Below are 20,960 nucleotides of genomic sequence, written 5' to 3'. Positions count from 1 at the left end.
TTTGAAGTTCCGACTGGATAGGCGTTGTCAAGGTCTACGAGCCCTGCGCTTTTTCTTCTTGCCAGCTTTGTTGGTTCATCGCTTCCATTTAAAACTTCGTATAAAAAAAGAAAAGGCTGATGCCTTCTGTCTTGGCATCAACCTTCACCCATTAATTGATCGCAAATCTGTTACACTTCGTTACGGCAGCAAGCATAGCTGCCGCAAGCTCATTTTCCCGGCTATCTCTTGCCCTTCTGAAATAGAGACAGCGCAAAAAGTTCTTGCTGTTCACCCGAGCGATAACTTGAGTACGACTTTTTGGCAACTCGGCACAGCTTGCTAGACTATTGATCCAGTCAGCAAGTTCCTGTTCTGGAAGCAAGCCTTTGTCTATCATGGTATCTACGATGCTCGCAAGTCGTTCGTCCTCTTCGTCATTGAAAATATGCTTTCCGTTATGTAGCACGCCCTGGATCGCTTGAAGAACGTCTCGCTGTACGGCTTCGCCGCTCTCTGGGCACTGCACTAGCTCTACGAATACGTCTGCTCCGTGAGCGGTACTGTGAGCCCAGCCTCCCTCGGACAAATAGCCGCGCAAGTCCTTCTCCTCTTGAAAATAGCGGAGCATGGCATTCTTCACATGCTGGAAATCAGCGAGCTCCAAAAAAGGCTTCTGCCTGTGACGTCGCATGATCAAGGCAATCGGCAATGCAGAGAATGTCCTCGTAAATACAGATGGATCACCCTCGCTGCCGATCTGATAGAACAAATGCTTTTCGTCGGTCAGTTCTCGCAGGAGGCTGCGCAATTGCGCCTCCGTCAGCTTGTCCTCGTCGAGAATCCAATAATAAAATGCTGGATAGATGAGGTTATCCCGCAATTCCGGGTCAGGGTCTCCAATGTATTGCAACAATCGTCCGACGAAATCCTCCAGTTGTTCCCCTTCACGCAGCTGGTATTGTTCCTGTTCCAATCTTTGCAGATCCAGCACAAGCTGGGTTCTTGTATCGCTCATGTGTTCATCCCCCTTACCATAATCAAAATTTCCTCCACCACCATTTCCGGTTCATCGTGATGAATATAATGCCCGCTGCGAGTAGCTATTCTTTGCTTGCTTGAGGTTGAAAGCCGCTTGAAATCGGCCTGCAGACGTTGATCGATTGCTAAGATTTCCTCGTTCGGCCATTCCTCGTCCCACACGTCCGGCAAGCCTCTCGTAATAATCGAGACAGGGATGTTGCTTTGCCGAAAATAGTTAACACTCTCTTGATAGCTCCGTATTTTATCGATCTTCTCACTGTTTCGCATCGGATTCTCGTAATATTCTCGATTGGCTGCGATCAGGTTGTCAGGCAACACCTTTTCATAGGCGAGCTCCTTATATTCGGGAGCGGCGTCAACCAAAACCAGCCCCGAAACAAGCTGCGGATATAGACTAGTAAAGAGTCTCGCGACCAAACCGCCAAAAGAATGTCCGACCAAAATACAAGGCGTCTCCACCTCAATCTCCCGTAGCAAATCGTACAGCTCCTCAACCAGATCCCGGCAAGTCCTTGGGACGACCGCAGCCGCTGGACTCCTGCCAATCCCCGCCCGATCATAGGATAGGGTAGACGCTTCCTGCGAGATGCGGTCTTGCACGATCTTCCATGTCTCCCCGCTATCGCCCATTCCTGCTAGGAAGATTACACTAGGAGTCCCACTTTTTCGCGAATACAACCTATGTATCCGTCGAGACATGATCCCAGTCATCCTCCATGTAACGAACCAGCCAATTCAATGCTCTGTGTCTTTCCACAACTACTTCGTCATTCAAACCACCCGCAACCACACGATTGTTGATGCGCGCATCCACACACGCCCAGTCATAGCGGTAGATTAAATCTGCCTGGTCGAGAATCTCTTGTTTGCTTCTCACGACCGCATTGCTATAGAAGGTATCATAGTCGCCTGCGCTTCTGAGAGCGTCAATTGCGGTGTTCACGTCACAAATCTCATCTGGGAAATGGAGCTCTTCCACATAGCCGAGTGCCCACAGCAGTACCCAGTAGCATTCGTACATCCAAACCATCTGAATCATATCGGTTCGGTCTGGCTGTGGATCATTCAAGAAGTCTCGCTCTTTTTCCGTAAAGAATTCAGCAGCGCCAAACTGCTCAATAATGCCCTCGATGAACTCCCGCTCTTCCTTGAGTTGTCCGTTTTCGGCAATCCCGCCGGCATATACCGCAATCAAGCATAGGGCAATCGCTCGCTGTACCATCTCATCCTTGCTCCTGATGACAGCGTCCTCATCCCCTACGATGACAGGAAGATGCGGGATGTACGGAATGCCTTGCTCCTGCAATAGCTTGATGCTCCGCTCCTTGCGCGCTTCGCCTGACTGGGAGGGCTGAATATGTCCGTCGATCAGGTCTACACTGACCGTCACCAGAAAATCGTCCACTTCGGATTCTCCTGCCGTATTGAGAATCAGCCTTCCTTGTTTATCGAGCATGTCTCCGGTAGGGAGAAAAACAATCCCGTGTACTTCTTCGGCAATCGCCATAATGGACGCAAACGCCGTCTGATCAATTTCCTTGCTCGCCACGATTCCTACCGCCACATTGAGCGCTGTAATTTGGTACAACAGCTTTTGCTGGATCTTCTCGTGGGTCGTTTCAATCTGTGCGAAGTAGCCGTACATCCCTTTTTTCATCTGGAGAAAAGCTTCTTGGTCATCGTCCTCGCGCATAAGGTTGAAGGTGATCTTGCTCTTGCTAAACCATTTTTTATCTGTCACGGTCACGGACCGTTCGTCTGCGGATACCTCTACCAATTGATCACGAAAAGCCTCGACAATCGCAGAGACGACTTTCTCGCATTGTTGGATGGAGACATAGATGGTGCATTGATTCATCTGGTAACCTCCTTTGCTGGGAAAACATTTTCAAAGTACCGAATTTTGTAATCAATATTCAATTATGGTATTCTAACCCTGTTTAATCAAGCACAAATCTTTATAGTTATCGGCGAATCTATCACGACGATTGAAGGTGAAACCTATGAAAAACATTCTATTAGAGGAGTTCTCCCCCATTTGTCCGATTCAAGCTTTTGTTGAAGAGGATGAGAACGGTGTCTTTTTTTATTTGTGGGATTATCCAGGCGAGGAGCATGCCAGCATTCGCTCTTGTTGGGTAAGAAATTACGGACCTGCACCTGACTCGATCGATTTCGCTGCCATGGAGGATGGTCAAGCTCCCATGCTTCCACGCGATTGCTGCGCTCATCCGGATGGGGCAGACAGGCTGGACCCGGAGCAGCTCTCGATCGTGTGGCTGGAGGAAGGCGATGCAGCGGCGCTTTTGTATGAGGATGAGGTGCTGTGTGTGATTCCTAGCTGGGCCGGCCCTTCCCCGGACGGCTCGCACTATCCTTCGTATGCGCGAGATTGCACCGGAGAATCTGATTTATGCTTTCCGCTGGGAACACCAGAGTCGAACGCCATGTATGCTCGCATCGAGGCTGCCCAGCATTTTTGGGCGAGCTGGGATGGCAACCCTTGGCCTGACATCCAGCAGCAGTTCATGGACGCGATTACCTCGACTCTTGGCCCAGTTAAACAATATTACGGCATCGACGGCGGACACTGGCCCCCAAAAGCATTGGTGACTATCGAAAAAGGAGACGTCACCTATGCGATGACCCTCGGCGTGTCCATTTTGCCTCAGCCAAAAGTCGAGCAGTATACAGAAGAACCGGAGCAATTACGCCGATTCGAGCTGGCCTTTGCCTGCGAAACCAAATGGCTCGCCCAAAACGAACAGCAATTGCTGGCCTACGTCAGCGGCCAAACCTCTCTGCCGTGGTCGTATATGACCTTCCTCGCACAGGGTCACACCATTCCGTGCCAGGAAATCAGTCAGATGAATAGCCGCTTCTCCTCTATGCTGCTCGCAAAACCTGAGGATGCCCCGCGCATTCCACTTCCGCTCATGGCGGGTGATCCTGTGAATCTATTATGGATGATTCCGATTACCGCGGAGGAACAACAGTATGCAGAAATGCATGGGTCTGAGCAATTGCTTCAGCACTCTGCGGGAGATGGTGCAAGCTGGATTTTTAATGGGGTTGCGAAATTTAGGAAGGAAGCATGAAGTTAGAAAACAGTTTCTAGCGGAATAAAAAGGTTATCAAATGCCGAGCGAAGCTCTCAGCAGATGATAACCTTTTTGAGTAGCGTATCAATGATTGCAATAGCTACCCTTTACCATACATCATTGCCCAAATACATTGAGTTCAGCCGCACTTGTCCATGGGTTATTGTTTACCTCGCTTAAGGCACGCAGTTTAATATAGCGACCTGTCTTGGCTGCAAAGCTGGTTTCTTTCAACGTAGTATCATTTGCAAAGGTACCTGTGGCTACAGCTGTTCCCCAATTCACTCCATCACTGCTGACGTAGAACTCATAGTTCTTAATCGTTCCGTTCACTTGACCATCTTGTCTGGGCAGGTAACTAAATTTGGAAATGCTATACGTTGCACCCAAGTCAATTTGAATCTCGTGCGGCATTGGAGCTACGGGGCTCCATTTCGTGTGCCAAAACGTGCTGTTGTTTCCATCAAAGGCTTTCGGAGCTTCATTGTACAATTCATCGCTGTCTACGTATTTTAGCGTCCAATTCGTTTTCGGAATCAGACCAGCTTCTCCTGCTGTGACTGCCACATTCATGGCCGAATTACTTGTGCTTGTTGTCGTAATCGTTACTCCCGATTTTTCTCCCGTGTAGGTGTTACTATTCGGATTGGTGTCTGGACTAAAAGTAGCAGCATGATTATTATTCGTGTAATAGAATGGGTCTTGATATTCACTCACGGATTGCTCAATGTCAATGAAAGGATGAGGATCATTCGTGTTATTACTCATGGATTCATCAACGTGCCAAACCGCGATGCCTCCAGAAACTGTTTGCAAGCTAGCATCATATCCAACTTTTTCACGATTCTCAACTAAAAAATACGTATTATCCTTTAAAGGAACCTTTAAAACATTATAATTATTCGGGATGGCTTGTAACGTAAAATTGTTAGTGGCATTTACTACAGTTGGTGTGACAAATCCTAATTTTGCTTTTGACCAGGCATCCATATGAGTGGGTGTCGTTCCAGGTTCCTCCCCTTGGAGATTATTCCAGGTTCCATTTGCCATTATACTTAGACCACTCACATGATTATTAGCACCATAGAGATCCGGAAGGCCCAAGGAATGACCGAATTCATGAGCAGTGATACCCATCGTTGCCATATGACCAAATTGTTTTTCACCCTGCGTCGTATACATCCCTGATACTGTAACACCATCATGATTTGTGTTGGGAGCATACCACTGATGTGCCCAAATATTTGGCACTGCACCACCACTAGCCTCTTCATTACCAGCAAGAACAGTTATAATGTAGAAGCTATCTTTAGAGTCGATGACTTGATCATTATTTGTATCAAAACTAGCAAAGTTCACCACAGGATCCGCTTTATCCAGTGCATCTGTTATAACCGTCCTAATGTCCTTTCCCGATGTATCCGGATGAGCGTAATCTAATTTTACTTTCACAACTCCATCATTGTGCGTACCATATATTTCGGATGCTGGGGTGATCTGTGCTTTTCCATTACTCACTTCATTATAGTAATTCTTTACCGACTTTTGATTTGCAGAAAAGAATTTGTTGCTCCAATCGTTGTCGTTATAGGCGATATCAACATCTGTAAATCCAATTAACAAAACAAGCAATTTTTGGGTTCCTGAAACGGGCGTGATACTTCCGTCAATATTTTTTTCTGGCGATCCCGAGAATTCTTGTTGAAGCTCATTCATGAACTCCTGTTTTTTATTTGCTTGAGGGTCGTACTCATTTATCCATTCCATTAAATTTTTCTCATTTACCGCTTCTGAAGGCTTTTCGTCAATTTTATATTTTATCCCCGTCGATTGCAGATCATCTGATGTAAGTTCAGCGTAATTCCAATATCCCTCCTGATCTTGTAAAAGGACATCGCCATCCTTTGTGCTCGCCCAATGGAACCATTCATCTCCATGCATCACGGCTTGAAACGATTCACCAGACGGTTGCTTCATTTTGACAACTCCATCGTATGCGGGTGCAGCAAAAACATCCGTTTGAAAGTACAAAACACAAATCAATGAAAAAACAGACGTGAACAGGCCTTTTAAATTTCTTTGCATAAATGTTCCTCCCGATTTAGAAGTTGTTATCCTGTGGGAATGGTTTCCTCTATAGATTCAGGAAGATCGCCCCCCTTTCTATGGCATGCTGAATATTCTGTTGATAAATGCACCAGATTCATACGTAGAATGAATCGACAGATCATCTATACAGAACTGCCAGAATGCCCTTACCTACATTATTGGAAATTTTTGGTAACATGTTAACTTTTTCTATAAATCGGGAATTTTTTTTTATCATTAACTAATAAACGCCCCCGTTCGGGACTTTCACCCTAGAGACGACGTCCATGCTAGGTGTACTAAAAAAGCCGATATTGCTGCGAGAGCATATCGGCTGTTACGTCATTTATTGGCGGGACACCTTGACGAGCTTCCCTGTCGAAGCATCGATAAAGCTATAGCCATTTTTCCATTTCTGTTGATAGACTAGTTGCGGTTCGGGAGCTCTTTGACCATCATACTGCTCCCATACGTAGACCAGCTCCAGGGCAATTTCTTGTTGGATCGTTTCTTTTGCTTCTACTGCACTTACAATCTTTTTGGAATCTGGAAGGGTAACACCCGGGTTGAGTGGATGGAGGTTTAAATCGGTAATCGTGCCCGTCGCCTTGTCTACACCCACCATATAAAACTCGTCAGATACTTCGATCCCGTTGCGTTTTCCGTGAAAAGTGAATGAATACACTTTATCCTCTTCCTTATCCAGCTTGTTCTTGTCTACCCACTCCGGAATATCTTCTTCAGGAGACTCTACGATAAGTGTTAGCTCCGTTAACGCCGGGTCAAGATAAGGTACGAGTGCTGCGATCGCTTTTTTCTTCGCTTCCTCTACACTGATTTTCTGCTCTGTTTTTCGTTCGTCTGGGAAATTCAGATCGAAGTCGATGAGCCGATCACTCTGTTCATCTGTAATGAGGCTAACCATCTCAAATGCAGGCGTACCTTTATTTGAATCGTTGATCCACCGATAGGATTCGATTGTCTGAAGTCCTTCTAAAAGATTGTCCTTGTGATCATCGTATTCAAAGGTCGCACCAGAAACATCAATACCAAACTGTGTTTTCAGCCATTTCTCTCCTTGTTCGCGGGAGGATATTTTGATGCTTTTCCCTTCTCCTTTTACATGAACACTCTCCCCTGCCATTTCTGTTTCTTCCCCTGTGACTTTGCCGGTCAGAGCATCGATCCAACCAATGGTATTCAGTTGATAAATAAGCATCGGTTTCTTTTCTGCCGGTTTTCCATTTTGAGCATAGGAAATCGGTTGCTCCCATACGTATACCAGGTCCATCTTAAGCTTGTCCTTATAGATTTTGCTTGCTTCCTCAAGTGTTATCGCTTTTTTCGGATCAGGCCAGTTCACTTTGCTAGGATCGATGAAATGATACGCTTCATAGCGAATAATATGGCCAGCATGATCAACGGATACGGAGATAGAGTTGTTGGACAGAGGGAGGTCATTGATGAGAGAGTGGTATTTCACAGTGGAGCGAGCCCATTCCAGCTTGTTGCCCTTCCCGTCACCTGATCCTGCTTTTCCCCTGCTGAGACTTTGTACGGCTTTTAGCTGTTTTGCTTCCGTACCGAATAAGTCCTCGATAAAAGTGGAAGCCTTCTCTCTGGCAAGCTTTTCTTCCGGATAATCGGCTGAAGCCCATGCTGGATTTTGGATATCCATGAAAAGCAGCCGGCCCGTCTGTGCGTCCAGCTCAAGGCTAACGGATGAGTATGCGTCATACTCTTTTTTTTCATCTGTTTTTGGCCTGTTGGTGAAGTGCAAGCTCCAGATCGGTGACGGATAACCGCGAAAGCTGTCTTCCTCATAATGTTTATCAATTAGTCGATACCCTTTCAACTCGGGAATCGCCTCAAATAGCTTGTCCAGAGAATTCTGAACATCTTGGGAATAATCATTTTTTTGAGACGCTGCCTTTTTCACATCGCTTGCTGCTTGTACTGTTGGTTGATGGGTAGTCCAAGCAGGTGCAGAGGCAAGTAAGCACGCCGCTATAACCGTCATCATGGATGAGTTGAGTTTCATTGGGCACCTCCAAATAGTATTCAGATTTGCGGATAAGTTCTGTTTGACCTTACCAAGGGTAAGACGGAAGGGCAATTATTCGCGTCACATATTATTCCATTTTTATTATATAATCCCTTATCTCTATTAAAAAACACGTCCTCGCGTTAATCGGCGAGGACGTGTAGTCTAAACCTATATTTTCACGGAACAGCCCGTTCTATCTGACCCCCTGAAAAGCTCGCGTACCTTCGTTTCCGTTTTCTTCGTTGGAAAAGAGGAAGACTTATCCTGTGGTACTCCTCTCTGACACCGTCAACTGCGAGGAGGTTTGGCAGTTTCTTCAAACCGATGTATTCGTTTATAGAACGTACTTCTGGGGATTCCCAGAAGTTTCGCCGCTTTCGACACATTCCCGTTTGTCTTTTGCAGCGCCTCGACCATTTGCTGCTGCATGATCTTATCGCGAAACGATAGAGAAGCCCGGTGCTCCTCCGTCCTCTGTTCAGGAAAGCTAAGGCTGGTAGAGACGCTTTTGCTCAGCTCTGCGCTTTGATGGAGCAAGGAATGCAGCTGATGTAAAAGGTCGTCGCATCTGTTCATAGAGAGAATCCGCAATTTATCCAGCACATTCATAAGCTCGCGAATGTTTCCTGGCCAGGTGTAATCCATCAGCGCGGCAAAGAATTCCGGAGGGAACACAGCATCCCAGTCATGCTTTTCACAGTAATGGTGAACGAGGTGCGGAATGTCTTCTGCCCTCTGCCTGAGTGCCGGAACATGCACGGGATAGACGTACAGACGATAAAAAAGGTCTTCTCGGAACTTCCCTTCTTTGACCAGTTGGTGGATATTGCGGTGCGTAGCCGCAATCACGCGAAAATCGACGGGTATCTCTTGGCTGCCGCCCAGCGGAGTTACTTTACGTTCCTGCAAGACACGGAGAAGCGCCACCTGCATGGAGTGTGGGATCTCCCCAATTTCGTCCAAGAAAATAGTTCCTTGGTGGGCAAGTTGGAATTTCCCCTTCACTCCGGTTCGCTTCGCCCCGCTGAATGCCCCTTCCACATAACCGAATAGTTCGCTTTCCAGCAGCTCTGTCGGGATCGCGCCGCAATTCACCGCAACGTACGGCCCGCTTGCCCACTTGCTGTTCTCATGAATCGAACGGGCGATCACTTCTTTTCCGGTGCCTGTCTCGCCCAGGATAAAGACATTGATGTCCGCGGAAGCTACCCGCCCGAGCTCTTCCAGCGTCTTTCGAAATGCACGGCTTGTGCCAGCCTCGCCGCGGAACCGAAACGGCTTGGCTGAATCCTTGTCCTGATAGACGGCCTGCCTCACCTGTTGCTCCCCTGCATTCAGAAGGTAGATACATTTTCCGATGAAACCACCGTGCTCCGCAGAGCAAATCGGCACTTCCATCCGATTTCGGTACCCGCGCATGTATATTTCTTCGGTACGCATTCCGCACCAGTTCGGAATGTTCTGACGAATAAGTCTGCTCGCCGCGACGACTTTTTGACGAGGGTTGCAAATGATGAGCGGCTGTTCCTTTTCCAGTACTTCCATCGAACCCTGAATCAATTCCATCTCGTCGTGATGAGAGCGGAGCTTTACTTCTTTCTCCAGCGTATAGGCGGCCTGAGTGACAATTCCCAGCATGTATGGATGCGCCCGGTCAACCGGGCACGAAACGTCGAGGATACCCAGGACCTCCCCGTCATCGTTGCGTATTGGAGCGGCAGCACAGCTCCAACCATGGGAAGCTATGGAATAGTGCTCCGAGCCGGTTACCATAATCGGCTGCCCCAGCGACAGCGCCGTTCCAATTGCATTTGTCCCCATCTCGGCTTCCGTCCAGCGCACGCCCTCTACGAATCGTATTTTTTCGGCTACCTCCCGGACACTTTTGCTTCCTTTCATCCAGAGCACGTAGCCTTCTGGGTCGATTAAAAGCGCGATCATTCCCATCTCGCTCGCGAGTCGATCCATTTTTTCGAGAAAAGGGGCAGCGACGTCCATAAGCATAGCGTTCTTTTGCTGTTGGTGCCGGAGAGATTCCCCGCTCAGAATGTGCCTTCCCCGATCCAAGTACGGGCTGACTTGAGCGTTCCGGGAGCGATACCAAGATTCGATGATGGATTGGTGAATCCGTGAAGAATCCAGTACGCCTTCCTGAACGAACTGCTTCCACATCTGCGAACTTAATGCGAATTCAAACAAGATACATTCCCTCCCTCAGTAACTCGCCTGAAGTAACTCCTGCCAGAATGTATGCAAGGTCGTCTCCTTTTGTCTAAATTCTAATCAATAATGGCAGCGTTTACAATGGCAGCAAATCAAAATTCCCCCTGGGTTACAGGGGGCTTTTGGTTGAGTCGATGCTTCAGGCGTGTACGGCATGACCGATGGCAGACAGCAGAGCTTCGTGAACAGCTTCTGACAACGTCGGGTGAGCAGAAATGAACGTTTCCATCATATCCGCCGTCATTTCCCCGTGGATCATGACCGTTCCTTGCCCAATCAACTCCGTCGCCCGCGGGCCTACGATGGACACACCCAGTATTTCGTTGTATTCCGGTTCCGTGATGACCTTCACCTTTCCGATCGCTTCACCGAGAATGATTGCCTTTCCATTAACGGAAAACGGGAATTCTCCGATTCTTACGTCTCCGTATTGGGACCTGGCTTGCTTCTCGGTGAGGCCGACACCAGCGATTTCCGGCGACGTGTAGATGCACCTCGGTACAGCCCGATAATTGGCTTTGGCGTCCAGACCGCATGCATGCAAGGCTGCTACTGTTCCCTCATGAAAAGCGACATGGGCGAGCTGAATGCCCCCGACAACATCCCCGCATGCGTAAATATGTGGCACGTTCGTTTGCATATGTCCGTTTACGGAAATCCCTTGCTTGCCGAATGCTACACCCGCCCGATCAAGTTGCAGTTCAGCCGTCCGAGGCATCCTTCCGACAGCAACCAGCATGATCTCTGCTGATGCTTCCCCGCTACCATCCGGATTCTTGAAACGAACGGTTTTCGTCTGCTGGTCGACCGACGTCAATGACGTGGAGGTCAAGATCTTCACCCCGGTTCGTTCCAGCTGATCTCGCAGAACACCCGCAATATCCGCATCTTCTCCGGGGAGAATCTGATCCGCCATTTCAATCACTGTTACGTCGCACCCCATGCGACTGTATATGCTAGCAAACTCGCATCCGATGACGCCCCCGCCGATAATCAGCAATGTCTCGGGAATCGCCGAAAGCGACATCGCGTGTCGGCTGTGGATGATCCAGCGACCGTCAAACGGCGCAAACGGTAGCTCCATCGGCTCCGATCCCGAAGCGATGATGATTTTATCGGCTTCAACAATTTCTTCTCCCTGGTCCATCTTTACCGCTATTTGGCGTTGACTGACAAAACGAGCCTTCCCCGTAAGCACCTTGATTTTGTTTTTTCTCATGAGAAATCCGATTCCCATGACGAGTTGCTCTACGATGTTGTTTTTGTAGCTCTGCACTCCCGGCCAGTCAATCGATACTTCCTGTTCGGGCACGCGAATGCCGAAGCGGCCGGCATGCTTTATTTTCTCGACCATCTCGGCGGACTCCAGGAGCGATTTGGTTGGCATACATCCTTCGTTCAGACAGGTCCCACCCAACACCCGCTGCTCGATCAGGGTGACCTGTTTGCCCTTTTGGGCGGCGACAATCGCCGCAACGTAGCCCGCAGGTCCCCCTCCGATCACTGCAATCGTACTCATCCCATCACGTCCTTCACAAGAGCATCCGGTACGGCTCTTCCAGGTATTTTCTCAGCGTGTATAAAAATTCGGCTGCCGGTGCTCCGTCCAGTACCCGATGGTCGAACGTCAGGCTGAGCGGGAGAATGCTCCGCCGCTGTACTTCCTCACCGATGAAGACAGGCGTTTCCTGCACAGCCCCTACGCCGAGAATGCCTGCCTCCGGCGAATTCAGCACTGGCGTAAAGAAATCAATTCCGTATGCCCCAAGGTTCGTGATGGAGAAGGTAGACCCTTGCATCTCTTCCATGCCAAGCGTCCCTTCCCGCGCCTGTGCAGCCAGCGCTTTGATCCGGCGGGAGAGGTCCAGCACCGATGTTGATTCTGCGTACCGAACGACTGGAACGACCAGCCCTTGTTCGAGCGCGACGGCTATTCCCAGGTGGACGTGCCCGTACCGATGAATCCGGTCATCGATATAGGCGCTGTTTACTTGCTTGTGCCTTTGGAGAGCGAGAACCGTCGCCCTCGCGATGAGATCAGTTACGGTCAGCTTGATTTCGTGCTCTTTTTGAGTGACTTCGTTCATTTTCTTTTGCAAAGCGATCAAATCCGTGACATCGGCCCGTGTGGTGATCGTAAGCTGGGCGCTTTCCTGCAAACTGGCCATCATCCGGGAAGCGATCACTTTCCGCATGCCCGTGACAGGCAATTGCTCCGTCGTTTCCTCCACGGCAACAGCAGGTAGCCGATCATCCTCCGCTGCTACAGCCTGCTTCACCTCCCGTTCAGCAATCGCCTTTTCTACGTCTTCCTTTGTGATCCTACCCACCGGTCCCGTGCCGATGAGAGATTCGACGGGGAGACCGGCCGCCTCGGCCAACTTGCGCGCGACCGGGGAAATTTTCACTTCTTTCGCACTCGTTGGACTTGCCGCAATCGTGTCCGACTTCGTCATAGCCACGGGCTCCTCCAGCTTTTTCTCGCCAGTAACCGTCTCGAACGTCGCCGTTGCGGCCGTTTCCTCCGCGATTTGCTCGTTTGGATGACCGATATATCCAATGACCGTTCCAGGTGGCACACCCTCCCATTCCGAAACAGTGATTTTCAACAAAACACCGTTCGCCGGTGCTTCCAGGTCCGCTTCGATTTTTTCCGAGCTGATGCTAGCGATCACTTCTCCTTTGGATACCAGATCGCCGGCTTGTTTGTTCCAACGGGAAACCGTTCCCTCTTTCATCGCCATTCCCATCTTCGGCATGAGCACCTCGACTGCCATCGGTTTTCCCTCCGTTTTCTTCTTTCTTTCTGAATCAGACGCTCAGCAGCGATTTATCGCCAAGCAGTTCAGATACCACTTGAATCACCGTTTGTGGCGTCGGTAAGTACAGATCCTCCAGCACAGGTGAGAACGGAACCGGGGTATGCGGTGCTGTAATCCGCTTGATCGGCGCATCCAGACTGTCGAAGCCTTTATCCGCAACCAAGGCCGCGATGTCGGTCGCAATGCTACAACGTGGATTCGCCTCGTCGATGACAATCAGCCGATTCGTCTTTTGAACGGACCCCAAGATCGTATCCTCATCGAGTGGCGACAGGCTCCGCGGATCGACGACCTCCGTTTCAATTCCTTTCCTGGCGAGCTGCTCCGCCGCCTCCAAGGCTGTATGCACCTGTTTACCGACCGCGACGATCGTCAAATCCGAACCAGCACGCTTGATGTCCGCCTTGCCGATCGGAATTGTGTAATAACCGCCTGGCACTTCTCCTGTCATGTTATATAGCGTCTTGTCCTCAAAGAAGATTACGGGGTCATTGTCCTCGATGGATGCCAGCAGCAGCCCTTTCGCGTCAGCAGGTGTGGACGGAACCACCACTTTGATACCCGGAATGGCCGTGAACAGAGCATAAAGGCTTTGTGAATGCTGCGCCGCCGCCCGGAATCCGGCGCCGTGTGTCGTGCGGATCGTAACGGGCACCTGTGCTTTGCCCCCAAACATGTACCGGAACTTGGCCCCCTGGTTCAACACCTGGTCCAGGCAGCTTCCGATGAAATCGTTGAACATCAATTCCGCAATCGGGCGAAGACCAGTGGTCGCGGCAGCCATCGCCGCCCCGATATAGCCCGCTTCGGTAATCGGGGTATCCAGCACCCGCTCTCGGCCGAACTCCTGAACGAGGCCTTTCGTTACCCCGAGAACGCCTCCCCATGCTTCTTCATCCTGCAAATGGTCGACCTGTGCCCCGCCAGCTACGTCCTCGCCCATCAAAATCACGTCTTCATCTCTGCGCATCGCGAGTTTCATCGCCTCGTTGATTGCCTGCGACATGGTTATTTTTTTAGTCATGTTCCCTTCCCCCTTTGCTATCATTTTTTCAGTACGATACGTATACGTCTGTCAGCAGCTCGGACGGCTCCGGGTACGGACTGTTTTCCGAAAACGCGACTGCTTCCTCGACCGCCTTGTCAACCGCAGCTTCGATTTGATCCAGCTCGTTTTCAGTAAACAGCGCTCCTGAGAGCAGATCGTTCCGGAATTTCTTGATTGCGTCTATTTCGGACAGATGCGCCTTCTTCTCTTCATCTTTTTTGTATTTCTGGGCGTCGCCCTCAAAATGGCCGTAGTTGCGGTACGTCACGCACTCGATCAGAGTCGGCCCCTCTCCACGGCGGGCACGCTCGATTGCTTCCTGCGCTGCCAGATAAACGGCCAGCACATCCTTGCCATCCACTCGGATGCCGGGAATGTTGTAAGCGATCGCACGGTCCGCAATGGTTTTGCAGCTGGAGGCGTACGAAAACGGCGTGGCTTCCCCATATCCGTTGTTCTCTGCTACGAACACGGCTGGCAGCTTCCAAATGGCTGCCAGGTTGATCCCTTCATGGAACGTACCCTGGTTGTTCGCTCCGTCTCCAAAGAAACATACACTTACAGCGCCTGTCTGCTTGTACTTGGCTGTCAAAGCGGCTCCGCAGGCAAGCGGATAGCCACCCCCGACAATGCCGTTTGCCCCGAGCATTCCTTTGTCCAAATCCGCAATGTGCATGGAGCCCCCCTTTCCTTTGCAAAGTCCCGTGGCTCTGCCGTAAATCTCCGCCATCATTCCATTCAGATCGCACCCCTTTGCGATGCAGTGTCCGTGCCCTCGATGCGTGCTGGTAATGGTGTCGCTGTCGTCCAGGTGCGCGCAAAGCCCGACCGCAATGGCCTCCTCCCCCGCGTATAAATGGACGAAACCAGGGATTTTCCCTTGGCCGAACAGGTCGTGCACCTTGTCCTCGAACTTCCGGATCTCCAGCATTGTTTGGTACATCCAAGCTGCCTTTTCACGGGACAACGGAATTCCTTTGACTTGCTGATCCACTTTCGTCATTTGCGTGTCTCCTCCTCGAACATGTTTTATTGGGGTCCGGCCTTTGACACAATGGATATCGCAAAAAGTATGCCAACCGTCGAAGCAGGTCACATTGCGTTTTTTTGTAACCGCTTTAATTTTGGCAGGAAACAAAAGTGGACACCTGTCTCGTTTTGTCTCCTTTTGTACACTGGCTCACCGCGTGCCTTTGGAGTGTGGCAACGCAAAAAAAACTCCCGGCGTTATACCAGAAAGGCCTCATCTGCAAATCCTATTCTATTACCTGGAGCAGCCTTATGCCGTTCAAAATGACAACCAGCTGTTCGCAGAAAACTGGCTTTGGTTTTTTGAACGATCGAACCCGGTTGGTCAATGGCAAGGTTGAACGAAAAAAGGCGCCATACGAGCTTGCGCTTCTCGCCCCAGACCCGAGCCAATCAAAACCCCGCCCCTCATGATGAGAAGCGGGATCACCTATGTTTATTTGAATGCCTTTCCTGTTACCGCATCCAGCCTAAAGCCAGAAATCGTGTCCACCGTATAAACTAGAAGTGGCTTTTGTTGCAGTTTCCCATCTGTTACCGGAAGCACATACCCCAATTCAACCGGATGGCCCTGCAAAAATCGCTTGGCTGCTTCTTCCCTCGATATGACTGTATCCAATTCCGGAAACGATTCGGTCGGACTCGTGAAATAGTCCATGAAATTGACGATCTCCCCAGTTTGCCCATCCACATTGACGAGGTATTGCTGATCACCAACAATCACGCCATTATGAAGGACGTAAAAGGTGAAGCTGTACGCCGTTGCAGAAGGCATCGACATCTGGGTCTCATCAATCTTTAATTCCTCCACACGGCTGTCCAGATAGGGCTGCAAAAACTCAACGGCTTTTTCCTTGGCCTCCTCATAGCTAAGCTGAGCATTTACTGGATTGTTCTGATGCTGGGTAGATCTGGCCGTCTCTGTACCACGCCGCACCTGAAAACCTGTAATTACCCCGTTGTTTGAGTAGACGGTGACTCTGCCTAGCCCTTTCTTGGCCTTGTAGGACGTCATCTGCTCGCCCTCCATCGTCTTCTTACCACCAGTGAGGATAAATTCGTCCAGATTCACCTGAAACTGTTCCGCCATAGCCTTTGCAACTTCTTCCTCCATTTGCACAGTGACCTTCTTGCCTCCAGGTGTTACCGGGATGGAAGCGGAGTACCGACTTGTATGCGACGCTTCCCCCCATACCTCTTCTCCTGTTACCGCATTCATGTATCCAGTCGTCTGAAGAGAGTACGTCAGCGATGGCTTCCCAGTATGTCTCGAACTCGCAAAATAGGTAAGCTCCATGAGCGACGCTACTTTCTCTGTGATCTCTTCTTCGGACAATACAGCGTCCGGTTCGGCAAACGACTCCGCAGATATTTGCAGTGGCGCGGCGTCGAACGTATTGACATACGTCACACCATTACGATTGACACCAACGACGTATCGGTCTGAGAAAACGGGTAGCCCATTTGCATAGCGCGTATAGGTCACCGCATCCCAATCAGTGCCGCTGGACTGACTCGCTTGGTATTGCTTGAATTCGTCTCCCAACAGCGCTTGTAAAAAGGCAGCAGATACTTGCTTCGCTTGTTCTTCTGTAGGCGAAGGGGCCCCTTCATTCATCGCTTTCTCATTTTCGTAACGGCTTATTTTCCCCGTGACTGCTACCATCTCTACAGATACGTACCGCTGTTCCCTTCCTTGCTCCTTTTGATAGAAGACAATCTCATAGATTCCATCTTCTTTTCCAATGACTTTGGGTTCTATCGTCTTTAATTCCGGAACGAGATTGAACAGCTTTTCCAAGGTTTGCTTCGCGGCAGGTGATACTTCTGCCACCTTCAGCTGCTGACCCTTTAACACGAGCGGAGCCTCTGGCTGCGTCGTCATGATAGATTCCGGATTGGTAATCAGCCGGGTAAAAATCGGCGCCAGCAAAAAGACTGCGAGCAGCACAGCTGCCGATACTCCCAATCGAACTGTCGTGCGTCGCGTTTTGCTTCTGCTTCGATGCTGTCGATCGACTTCGATCAGCTTTCTTTCCAATGTGTGCAAAAACTCGCTCCGGGGGACTGCATCCGGTCTGTTCCGAAATTCCTGTAACACTTCTTCATCGCTAGGAAATTTCATTCACACCAGCCCCCTTTTCATAAGTGTGTAACGCCGTTTCCTTTACCATCTTCATCGCACGGTGAAAGTCTACCTTGACCTTCGCCTCTGTGCAGCCGAGAATTTCCGCTGTTTCCTTCACCGTATACTCTCTGATTCCCCGCAATACGATGACGTTTCGGTACTTGGGCTTCAGTTGCAGCAGCGCTTTTTCAAAATGAGTACGTTCCTCTTTATCCTGCAGCTCTTTTTCCGGCAACCCCTCTGAGCTGGGCAACAGCTTTAGCAAGGGCCCGGCAAAAATTGTTTGCAGCCGTTTCTTTCTGTATTCATCGATGGCAACATGCTTGGCAATATGCAAAATCCAAGTGCGCATACTCGAGCGCTCCTCAAATCTGTGCAAGGATTTAATGACGCGAACAAACACTTCTTGGGTCAAATCCTCTGCGGCTTCCCGACTTCCAATAAAATGATAGAGATACTGATAGACTTCTTTGGAATACATCCTGTATATCCCTGATATGTCTTGCTGACCTCGATTTTCTCGAGCATCCAAGGCTTCTTCCTCCTCTTCTCGCGACAGGACATGTCTACATGATGGAATCCCGCCCCTCATGATGGGAAGCGGGATCGAATACGATTATTTGAATGACTTTCCTGTTACCGCATCAAGCAAGAAGTAAGAAACCGTGTCGATGGAATAAACCAAACTTGGCTTTGCTTGCACCTTCTCATTCTGAACAGGGAACATGTACCCGAGCACAGCAGGACGGTCCTTCAAAAAGTGCTTGGCGGCTGCTTCTTTGGAAATGGCGGTCTTTTTGTCCGGGAACGGAGCAGATGGCTTCGTAAAGGAGTTCATGTAATTCACGATTTCCCCGGTCTGTCCGTCTACGTTGACGAGGTAATTCTGATCCGTAACAATCACGTCGTCATGCAGCGCGTAGAAGCTGAAGCTGTATGACGTTGCAGATGGCATCCTGATCTCTTTTTGATCGATCTTCAGCTCTTTTACACTAGAGTCGAGGTACGGCTGTAAAAACTGCACCGCTTTTTCCTTGGCTTGCTCGTACGAAAGCTGGGCATTTGCCGGTTTGTTGCCATGCTGTATATCATTGGCCATCTCGACTTTCCCACGGACTTGAAAGCCGGTCACTTCGTTGTTGTTCGTATAGACCGTGATTCTGCCATCTCTTCCCTTGGACCTGTAAATCGTTTCCCCTTCCCCTTTCATTTCCGCCGGGGTATGCGTATCCTTCTCTAACGTGATTCCATCCATCTGGATTTGAAATTCTTCTGTCAGCACGCTCATCGCTTCATCGGCATTGCTAGCTGTGAGCTTTTTGCCGCCTGGTTTGACCGCAATGACATCCGAGTAACGGCTTTTAAGGGAAAAGGCACTCTCGATTTCTTCTCCTGTCACAGCATCCAAGTATCCGGTCGACTCCAGCGAGTATTTCAAAGCCGGCTTTCCTGTCTCCTTTTTATGCGCGGAATACGTAAGCTCCATGAGCGAAGCTACTTTCCCCGTCACTTCTTCTTTGGACATTACCTTTCCTGGCTTGGCAAACAAGGAAGAGGCTGCTCGGAGCGGGGCGCCTTCAAACGTGTTCACGTACATGACACTCGAACCGTTGACACCAACGACATAACGATCGGTGAAAACAGGTACACCATGCTCATGGCGCGTGTAGGTAACAGCATCCCATTCGCCTTTTGTTGTCTGAGTGGCTTTGTACTTTTTGAAATCATCGCCCAAGAGCTTTTGCAAAAATGCCGCAGATTTTTGTTTGGCCACCGCTTCCGATGGCTGATTGTTTTGCTTCTGCATCTCCTGTTCGTTTTCGTAGCTATGCAAAGCACCAGTCGTTGCATCGAGGACCACCATGGCATACAGCTCCATCTTGCCTGGGGCAATTCTCTTGTCAAAACGCAGCTCATACACGCCGTTTTTCGGTCCGTTCATCTTTTTGTCCATATTTTTTAATTCAGGCTGGATGACGTAAAGCGTCTGGAGTGTTTTTTCTGCTGCAAGTGAGAGCTTCATCTGCTCTTGATTGTCCACAGCTTGTACGGTCATTGTCGGGTGTTGCAGCCATACCGGAGTTGTCGCCAACAGGCTTGCCATTAGTAACGTGCTTGCCAATTTCTTTGTATGTTTCACAGTTGTTCCCTCCCCAGGAATTTTGTGTTTGTTTTTTGTCCTATGTAATAGTCGGAAATACCACCTCGAGGTTACAAAATAAAAAAACCACCCTTTCAGGTGGCGATTTTTATGACCCGTGAGCAGTAGATAGAGACTCTTCTGGTTCCTCTGTTTGGAAATGTTCTCCCCATTCTCGTAAATACTCAATGACAGGTCCCAAGCCTTGCCCTAGCTCGGTTAATTCGTACTCTACTTTTGGCGGAACGACCGGATACACTTCACGCTTGACGATTCCTGCTTCCTCCAACTCCCGCAATTGTTCTGCCAGCATTTTATGATTCACACCGAGTATATTTTTCTTTAACTCTCCGTACCTTTTTTTCCCTTTGAACAGCTGACAAATGATGGATACCTTCCATCTTCCCGCAAAAACCGAGACGGCAAGCTCGATTGGGCAAGGATATTCCTTGCCATTTAATAGGTACCTCATCGCTGGTTTCTTCTTCATCCCACTCACTTCCCTTTTCGTAAGTATTAACCGAAAAAGTGCGTACTTACTTTTCTTTAGTGTATTCGGTATGCTTATTTTTGTAAAACACTTTTACCGGAGGGAGCTCATCATGCATAAAGATCAAATTATAGAAGCCTATCAATTCAGACATGCTTGCAAAGAGTTTGATGCAGCTAAAAAAATTACGACGGAAGACTTTGACTTTATTATGGAGACAGCTCGCCTGTCGCCTAGCTCCTTTGGTTTTGAACCATGGAACTTCCTCGTGCTGCAAGATCCGACGCTTAGAGAGAAGCTGTTACCTGTCGCATGGGGTGCGCAAAAACAACTGCCAACCGCAAGTCATTTCGTCATCGTATTGGCGCGGACCAAACAAGAAATGGCCGCTGATTCCGAGTATATCCAACATATGATGAAAGACACGCAGGAGTTGCCGGAAAACGTCGTACAGCAAAAAGGCGCTGCATACGATCACTTCCTGAAAAACGACTTCTCCCTGTTTGATGACGAGCGAGTCATGTTCGAATGGGCATCCAGACAGACCTACATCGCGCTTGGCAATATGATGACATCTGCTGCGATGATCGGCATTGATTCCTGCCCCATTGAAGGCTTTGCAAAAGAAAAGGTTGAGGATATCCTTGCGGCGGAGGGGCTGCTGGATAGAGAACGTTTCGGCGTCGCTTGCATGGTGGCTTTTGGCTATCGGAAAAATGAACCCCGTGCGAAAACCCGACAAGCGAAAGAAGAGATTATTCGTTTTATCGGTTAATATCAAGGATTGGTTACACGTGAAAAGCATTCGTATTCCGAATGCT

The 20,960-nt window shown here is 49.4% G+C and carries 17 protein-coding genes; 3 read left to right on the top strand and 14 right to left on the bottom strand.

Annotated elements, in window-relative coordinates; all coding sequences use genetic code 11:
* Positions 1-151: 151 nt before the first annotated feature.
* Genes HP401_RS04280 through HP401_RS04270 form a run of 3 tightly spaced genes read right to left on the bottom strand, consistent with a single transcriptional unit; the run spans position 152 to position 2,881 of the window.
* The gene (locus HP401_RS04280; RefSeq protein WP_173604198.1) at positions 152-997 is read right to left on the bottom strand and encodes a DUF2785 domain-containing protein; all 846 of its coding nucleotides are present in this window, start codon (positions 995-997) and stop codon (positions 152-154) included.
* On the bottom strand, positions 994-1,722 hold the full coding sequence (locus tag HP401_RS04275) for an alpha/beta fold hydrolase (RefSeq protein ID WP_173604197.1): 729 nt from the start codon (positions 1,720-1,722) through the stop codon (positions 994-996). The genes HP401_RS04280 and HP401_RS04275 overlap by 4 nt, the downstream gene beginning before the upstream one ends.
* Positions 1,703-2,881 carry a DUF4272 domain-containing protein gene (locus tag HP401_RS04270; RefSeq protein ID WP_173604196.1) on the bottom strand — a complete coding sequence of 393 codons (1,179 nt, stop codon included), beginning with the start codon at positions 2,879-2,881 and terminating at the stop codon, positions 1,703-1,705. Before HP401_RS04270 ends, HP401_RS04275 begins: the two co-directional genes overlap by 20 nt.
* A 145-nt stretch (positions 2,882-3,026) precedes the next feature.
* On the opposite strand from HP401_RS04270, the gene HP401_RS04265 reads away from it, so the two are divergent.
* Positions 3,027-4,121 (top strand): suppressor of fused domain protein, encoded by a 1,095-nt coding sequence (locus tag HP401_RS04265; protein ID WP_173604195.1) that lies wholly within the window; start codon positions 3,027-3,029, stop codon positions 4,119-4,121.
* A 120-nt stretch (positions 4,122-4,241) separates the two neighbouring features.
* Here HP401_RS04265 and HP401_RS04260 read toward each other — a convergent pair whose 3' ends face one another.
* The 7 genes from HP401_RS04260 to HP401_RS04230 all read right to left on the bottom strand — a co-directional run bounded on the left by HP401_RS04260 (position 4,242) and on the right by HP401_RS04230 (position 15,355).
* Positions 4,242-6,209 (bottom strand): M6 family metalloprotease domain-containing protein, encoded by a 1,968-nt coding sequence (locus HP401_RS04260; RefSeq protein ID WP_173604194.1) that lies wholly within the window; start codon positions 6,207-6,209, stop codon positions 4,242-4,244.
* 349 nt (positions 6,210-6,558) lie between these two features.
* Entirely contained in the window at positions 6,559-8,253 is a 1,695-nt protein-coding gene (locus HP401_RS04255) for a YcdB/YcdC domain-containing protein (RefSeq protein ID WP_173604193.1), read from the bottom strand.
* Between the two features lie 294 nt (positions 8,254-8,547).
* Positions 8,548-10,431, bottom strand: a complete 1,884-nt coding sequence (locus HP401_RS04250) for a sigma-54-dependent Fis family transcriptional regulator (RefSeq protein WP_173604270.1) — start codon at positions 10,429-10,431, stop codon at positions 8,548-8,550.
* Positions 10,432-10,621: 190 nt separating this feature from the next.
* A complete protein-coding gene (lpdA, locus tag HP401_RS04245) occupies positions 10,622-12,001 on the bottom strand; it encodes a dihydrolipoyl dehydrogenase (RefSeq protein WP_173604192.1) in 1,380 nt (459 codons plus the stop codon).
* A gap of 13 nt (positions 12,002-12,014) precedes the next feature.
* Positions 12,015-13,259: a dihydrolipoamide acetyltransferase family protein gene (locus HP401_RS04240; RefSeq protein ID WP_173604191.1), complete on the bottom strand. Its 1,245-nt coding sequence runs from the start codon at positions 13,257-13,259 to the stop codon at positions 12,015-12,017.
* A 34-nt stretch (positions 13,260-13,293) separates the two neighbouring features.
* On the bottom strand, positions 13,294-14,328 hold the full coding sequence (locus HP401_RS04235; protein WP_173604190.1) for an alpha-ketoacid dehydrogenase subunit beta: 1,035 nt from the start codon (positions 14,326-14,328) through the stop codon (positions 13,294-13,296).
* A gap of 28 nt (positions 14,329-14,356) precedes the next feature.
* On the bottom strand, positions 14,357-15,355 hold the full coding sequence (locus HP401_RS04230) for a thiamine pyrophosphate-dependent dehydrogenase E1 component subunit alpha (RefSeq protein WP_173604189.1): 999 nt from the start codon (positions 15,353-15,355) through the stop codon (positions 14,357-14,359).
* A 43-nt stretch (positions 15,356-15,398) separates the two neighbouring features.
* Here HP401_RS04230 and HP401_RS04225 point away from each other — a divergent pair, with 43 nt between their 5' ends.
* Positions 15,399-15,722, top strand: a complete 324-nt coding sequence (locus HP401_RS04225) for a hypothetical protein (protein ID WP_173604188.1) — start codon at positions 15,399-15,401, stop codon at positions 15,720-15,722.
* A 95-nt stretch (positions 15,723-15,817) separates the two neighbouring features.
* On the opposite strand, the gene HP401_RS04220 is transcribed toward HP401_RS04225, so the two are convergent.
* The 4 genes from HP401_RS04220 to HP401_RS04205 all read right to left on the bottom strand — a co-directional run bounded on the left by HP401_RS04220 (position 15,818) and on the right by HP401_RS04205 (position 20,139).
* Entirely contained in the window at positions 15,818-17,506 is a 1,689-nt protein-coding gene (locus tag HP401_RS04220; RefSeq protein ID WP_173604187.1) for a YcdB/YcdC domain-containing protein, read from the bottom strand.
* Positions 17,493-18,041, bottom strand: a complete 549-nt coding sequence (locus HP401_RS04215) for an RNA polymerase sigma factor (protein ID WP_173604186.1) — start codon at positions 18,039-18,041, stop codon at positions 17,493-17,495. Before HP401_RS04215 ends, HP401_RS04220 begins: the two co-directional genes overlap by 14 nt.
* 84 nt (positions 18,042-18,125) lie before the next feature.
* The gene (locus tag HP401_RS04210; protein ID WP_173604185.1) at positions 18,126-19,649 is read right to left on the bottom strand and encodes a YcdB/YcdC domain-containing protein; all 1,524 of its coding nucleotides are present in this window, start codon (positions 19,647-19,649) and stop codon (positions 18,126-18,128) included.
* Positions 19,650-19,758: 109 nt separating this feature from the next.
* Complete coding sequence (locus tag HP401_RS04205; RefSeq protein WP_173604184.1) at positions 19,759-20,139, bottom strand: winged helix-turn-helix transcriptional regulator; 381 nt, start codon at positions 20,137-20,139, stop codon at positions 19,759-19,761.
* A 112-nt stretch (positions 20,140-20,251) separates the two neighbouring features.
* On the opposite strand from HP401_RS04205, the gene HP401_RS04200 reads away from it, so the two are divergent.
* Positions 20,252-20,914 carry an NAD(P)H-dependent oxidoreductase gene (locus HP401_RS04200; RefSeq protein WP_173604183.1) on the top strand — a complete coding sequence of 221 codons (663 nt, stop codon included), beginning with the start codon at positions 20,252-20,254 and terminating at the stop codon, positions 20,912-20,914.
* Positions 20,915-20,960 lie beyond the last annotated feature (46 nt).

The organism is Brevibacillus sp. HB2.2, assembly GCF_013284275.1.
In the GTDB taxonomy this organism is placed as follows: Bacteria; Bacillota; Bacilli; order Brevibacillales; family Brevibacillaceae; genus Brevibacillus; species Brevibacillus brevis_D.
This window is presented reverse-complemented; position numbering and strand designations above follow the sequence as displayed.

Bases quoted from the DNA above. Each gene is read 5' to 3' on its own strand.
- HP401_RS04280 (WP_173604198.1), bottom strand. From the start codon at position 997: ATGAGCGATACAAGAACCCAGCTTGTGCTGGATCTGCAAAGATTGGAA.
- HP401_RS04275 (WP_173604197.1), bottom strand. From the start codon at position 1,722: ATGTCTCGACGGATACATAGGTTGTATTCGCGAAAAAGTGGGACTCCT.
- HP401_RS04270 (WP_173604196.1), bottom strand. From the start codon at position 2,881: ATGAATCAATGCACCATCTATGTCTCCATCCAACAATGCGAGAAAGTC.
- HP401_RS04265 (WP_173604195.1), top strand. From the start codon at position 3,027: ATGAAAAACATTCTATTAGAGGAGTTCTCCCCCATTTGTCCGATTCAA.
- HP401_RS04260 (WP_173604194.1), bottom strand. From the start codon at position 6,209: ATGCAAAGAAATTTAAAAGGCCTGTTCACGTCTGTTTTTTCATTGATT.
- HP401_RS04255 (WP_173604193.1), bottom strand. From the start codon at position 8,253: ATGAAACTCAACTCATCCATGATGACGGTTATAGCGGCGTGCTTACTT.
- HP401_RS04250 (WP_173604270.1), bottom strand. From the start codon at position 10,431: ATGTGGAAGCAGTTCGTTCAGGAAGGCGTACTGGATTCTTCACGGATT.
- lpdA (WP_173604192.1), bottom strand. From the start codon at position 12,001: ATGAGTACGATTGCAGTGATCGGAGGGGGACCTGCGGGCTACGTTGCG.
- HP401_RS04240 (WP_173604191.1), bottom strand. From the start codon at position 13,259: ATGGCAGTCGAGGTGCTCATGCCGAAGATGGGAATGGCGATGAAAGAG.
- HP401_RS04235 (WP_173604190.1), bottom strand. From the start codon at position 14,328: ATGACTAAAAAAATAACCATGTCGCAGGCAATCAACGAGGCGATGAAA.
- HP401_RS04230 (WP_173604189.1), bottom strand. From the start codon at position 15,355: ATGACGAAAGTGGATCAGCAAGTCAAAGGAATTCCGTTGTCCCGTGAA.
- HP401_RS04220 (WP_173604187.1), bottom strand. From the start codon at position 17,506: ATGAAATTTCCTAGCGATGAAGAAGTGTTACAGGAATTTCGGAACAGA.
- HP401_RS04205 (WP_173604184.1), bottom strand. From the start codon at position 20,139: ATGAAGAAGAAACCAGCGATGAGGTACCTATTAAATGGCAAGGAATAT.
- HP401_RS04200 (WP_173604183.1), top strand. From the start codon at position 20,252: ATGCATAAAGATCAAATTATAGAAGCCTATCAATTCAGACATGCTTGC.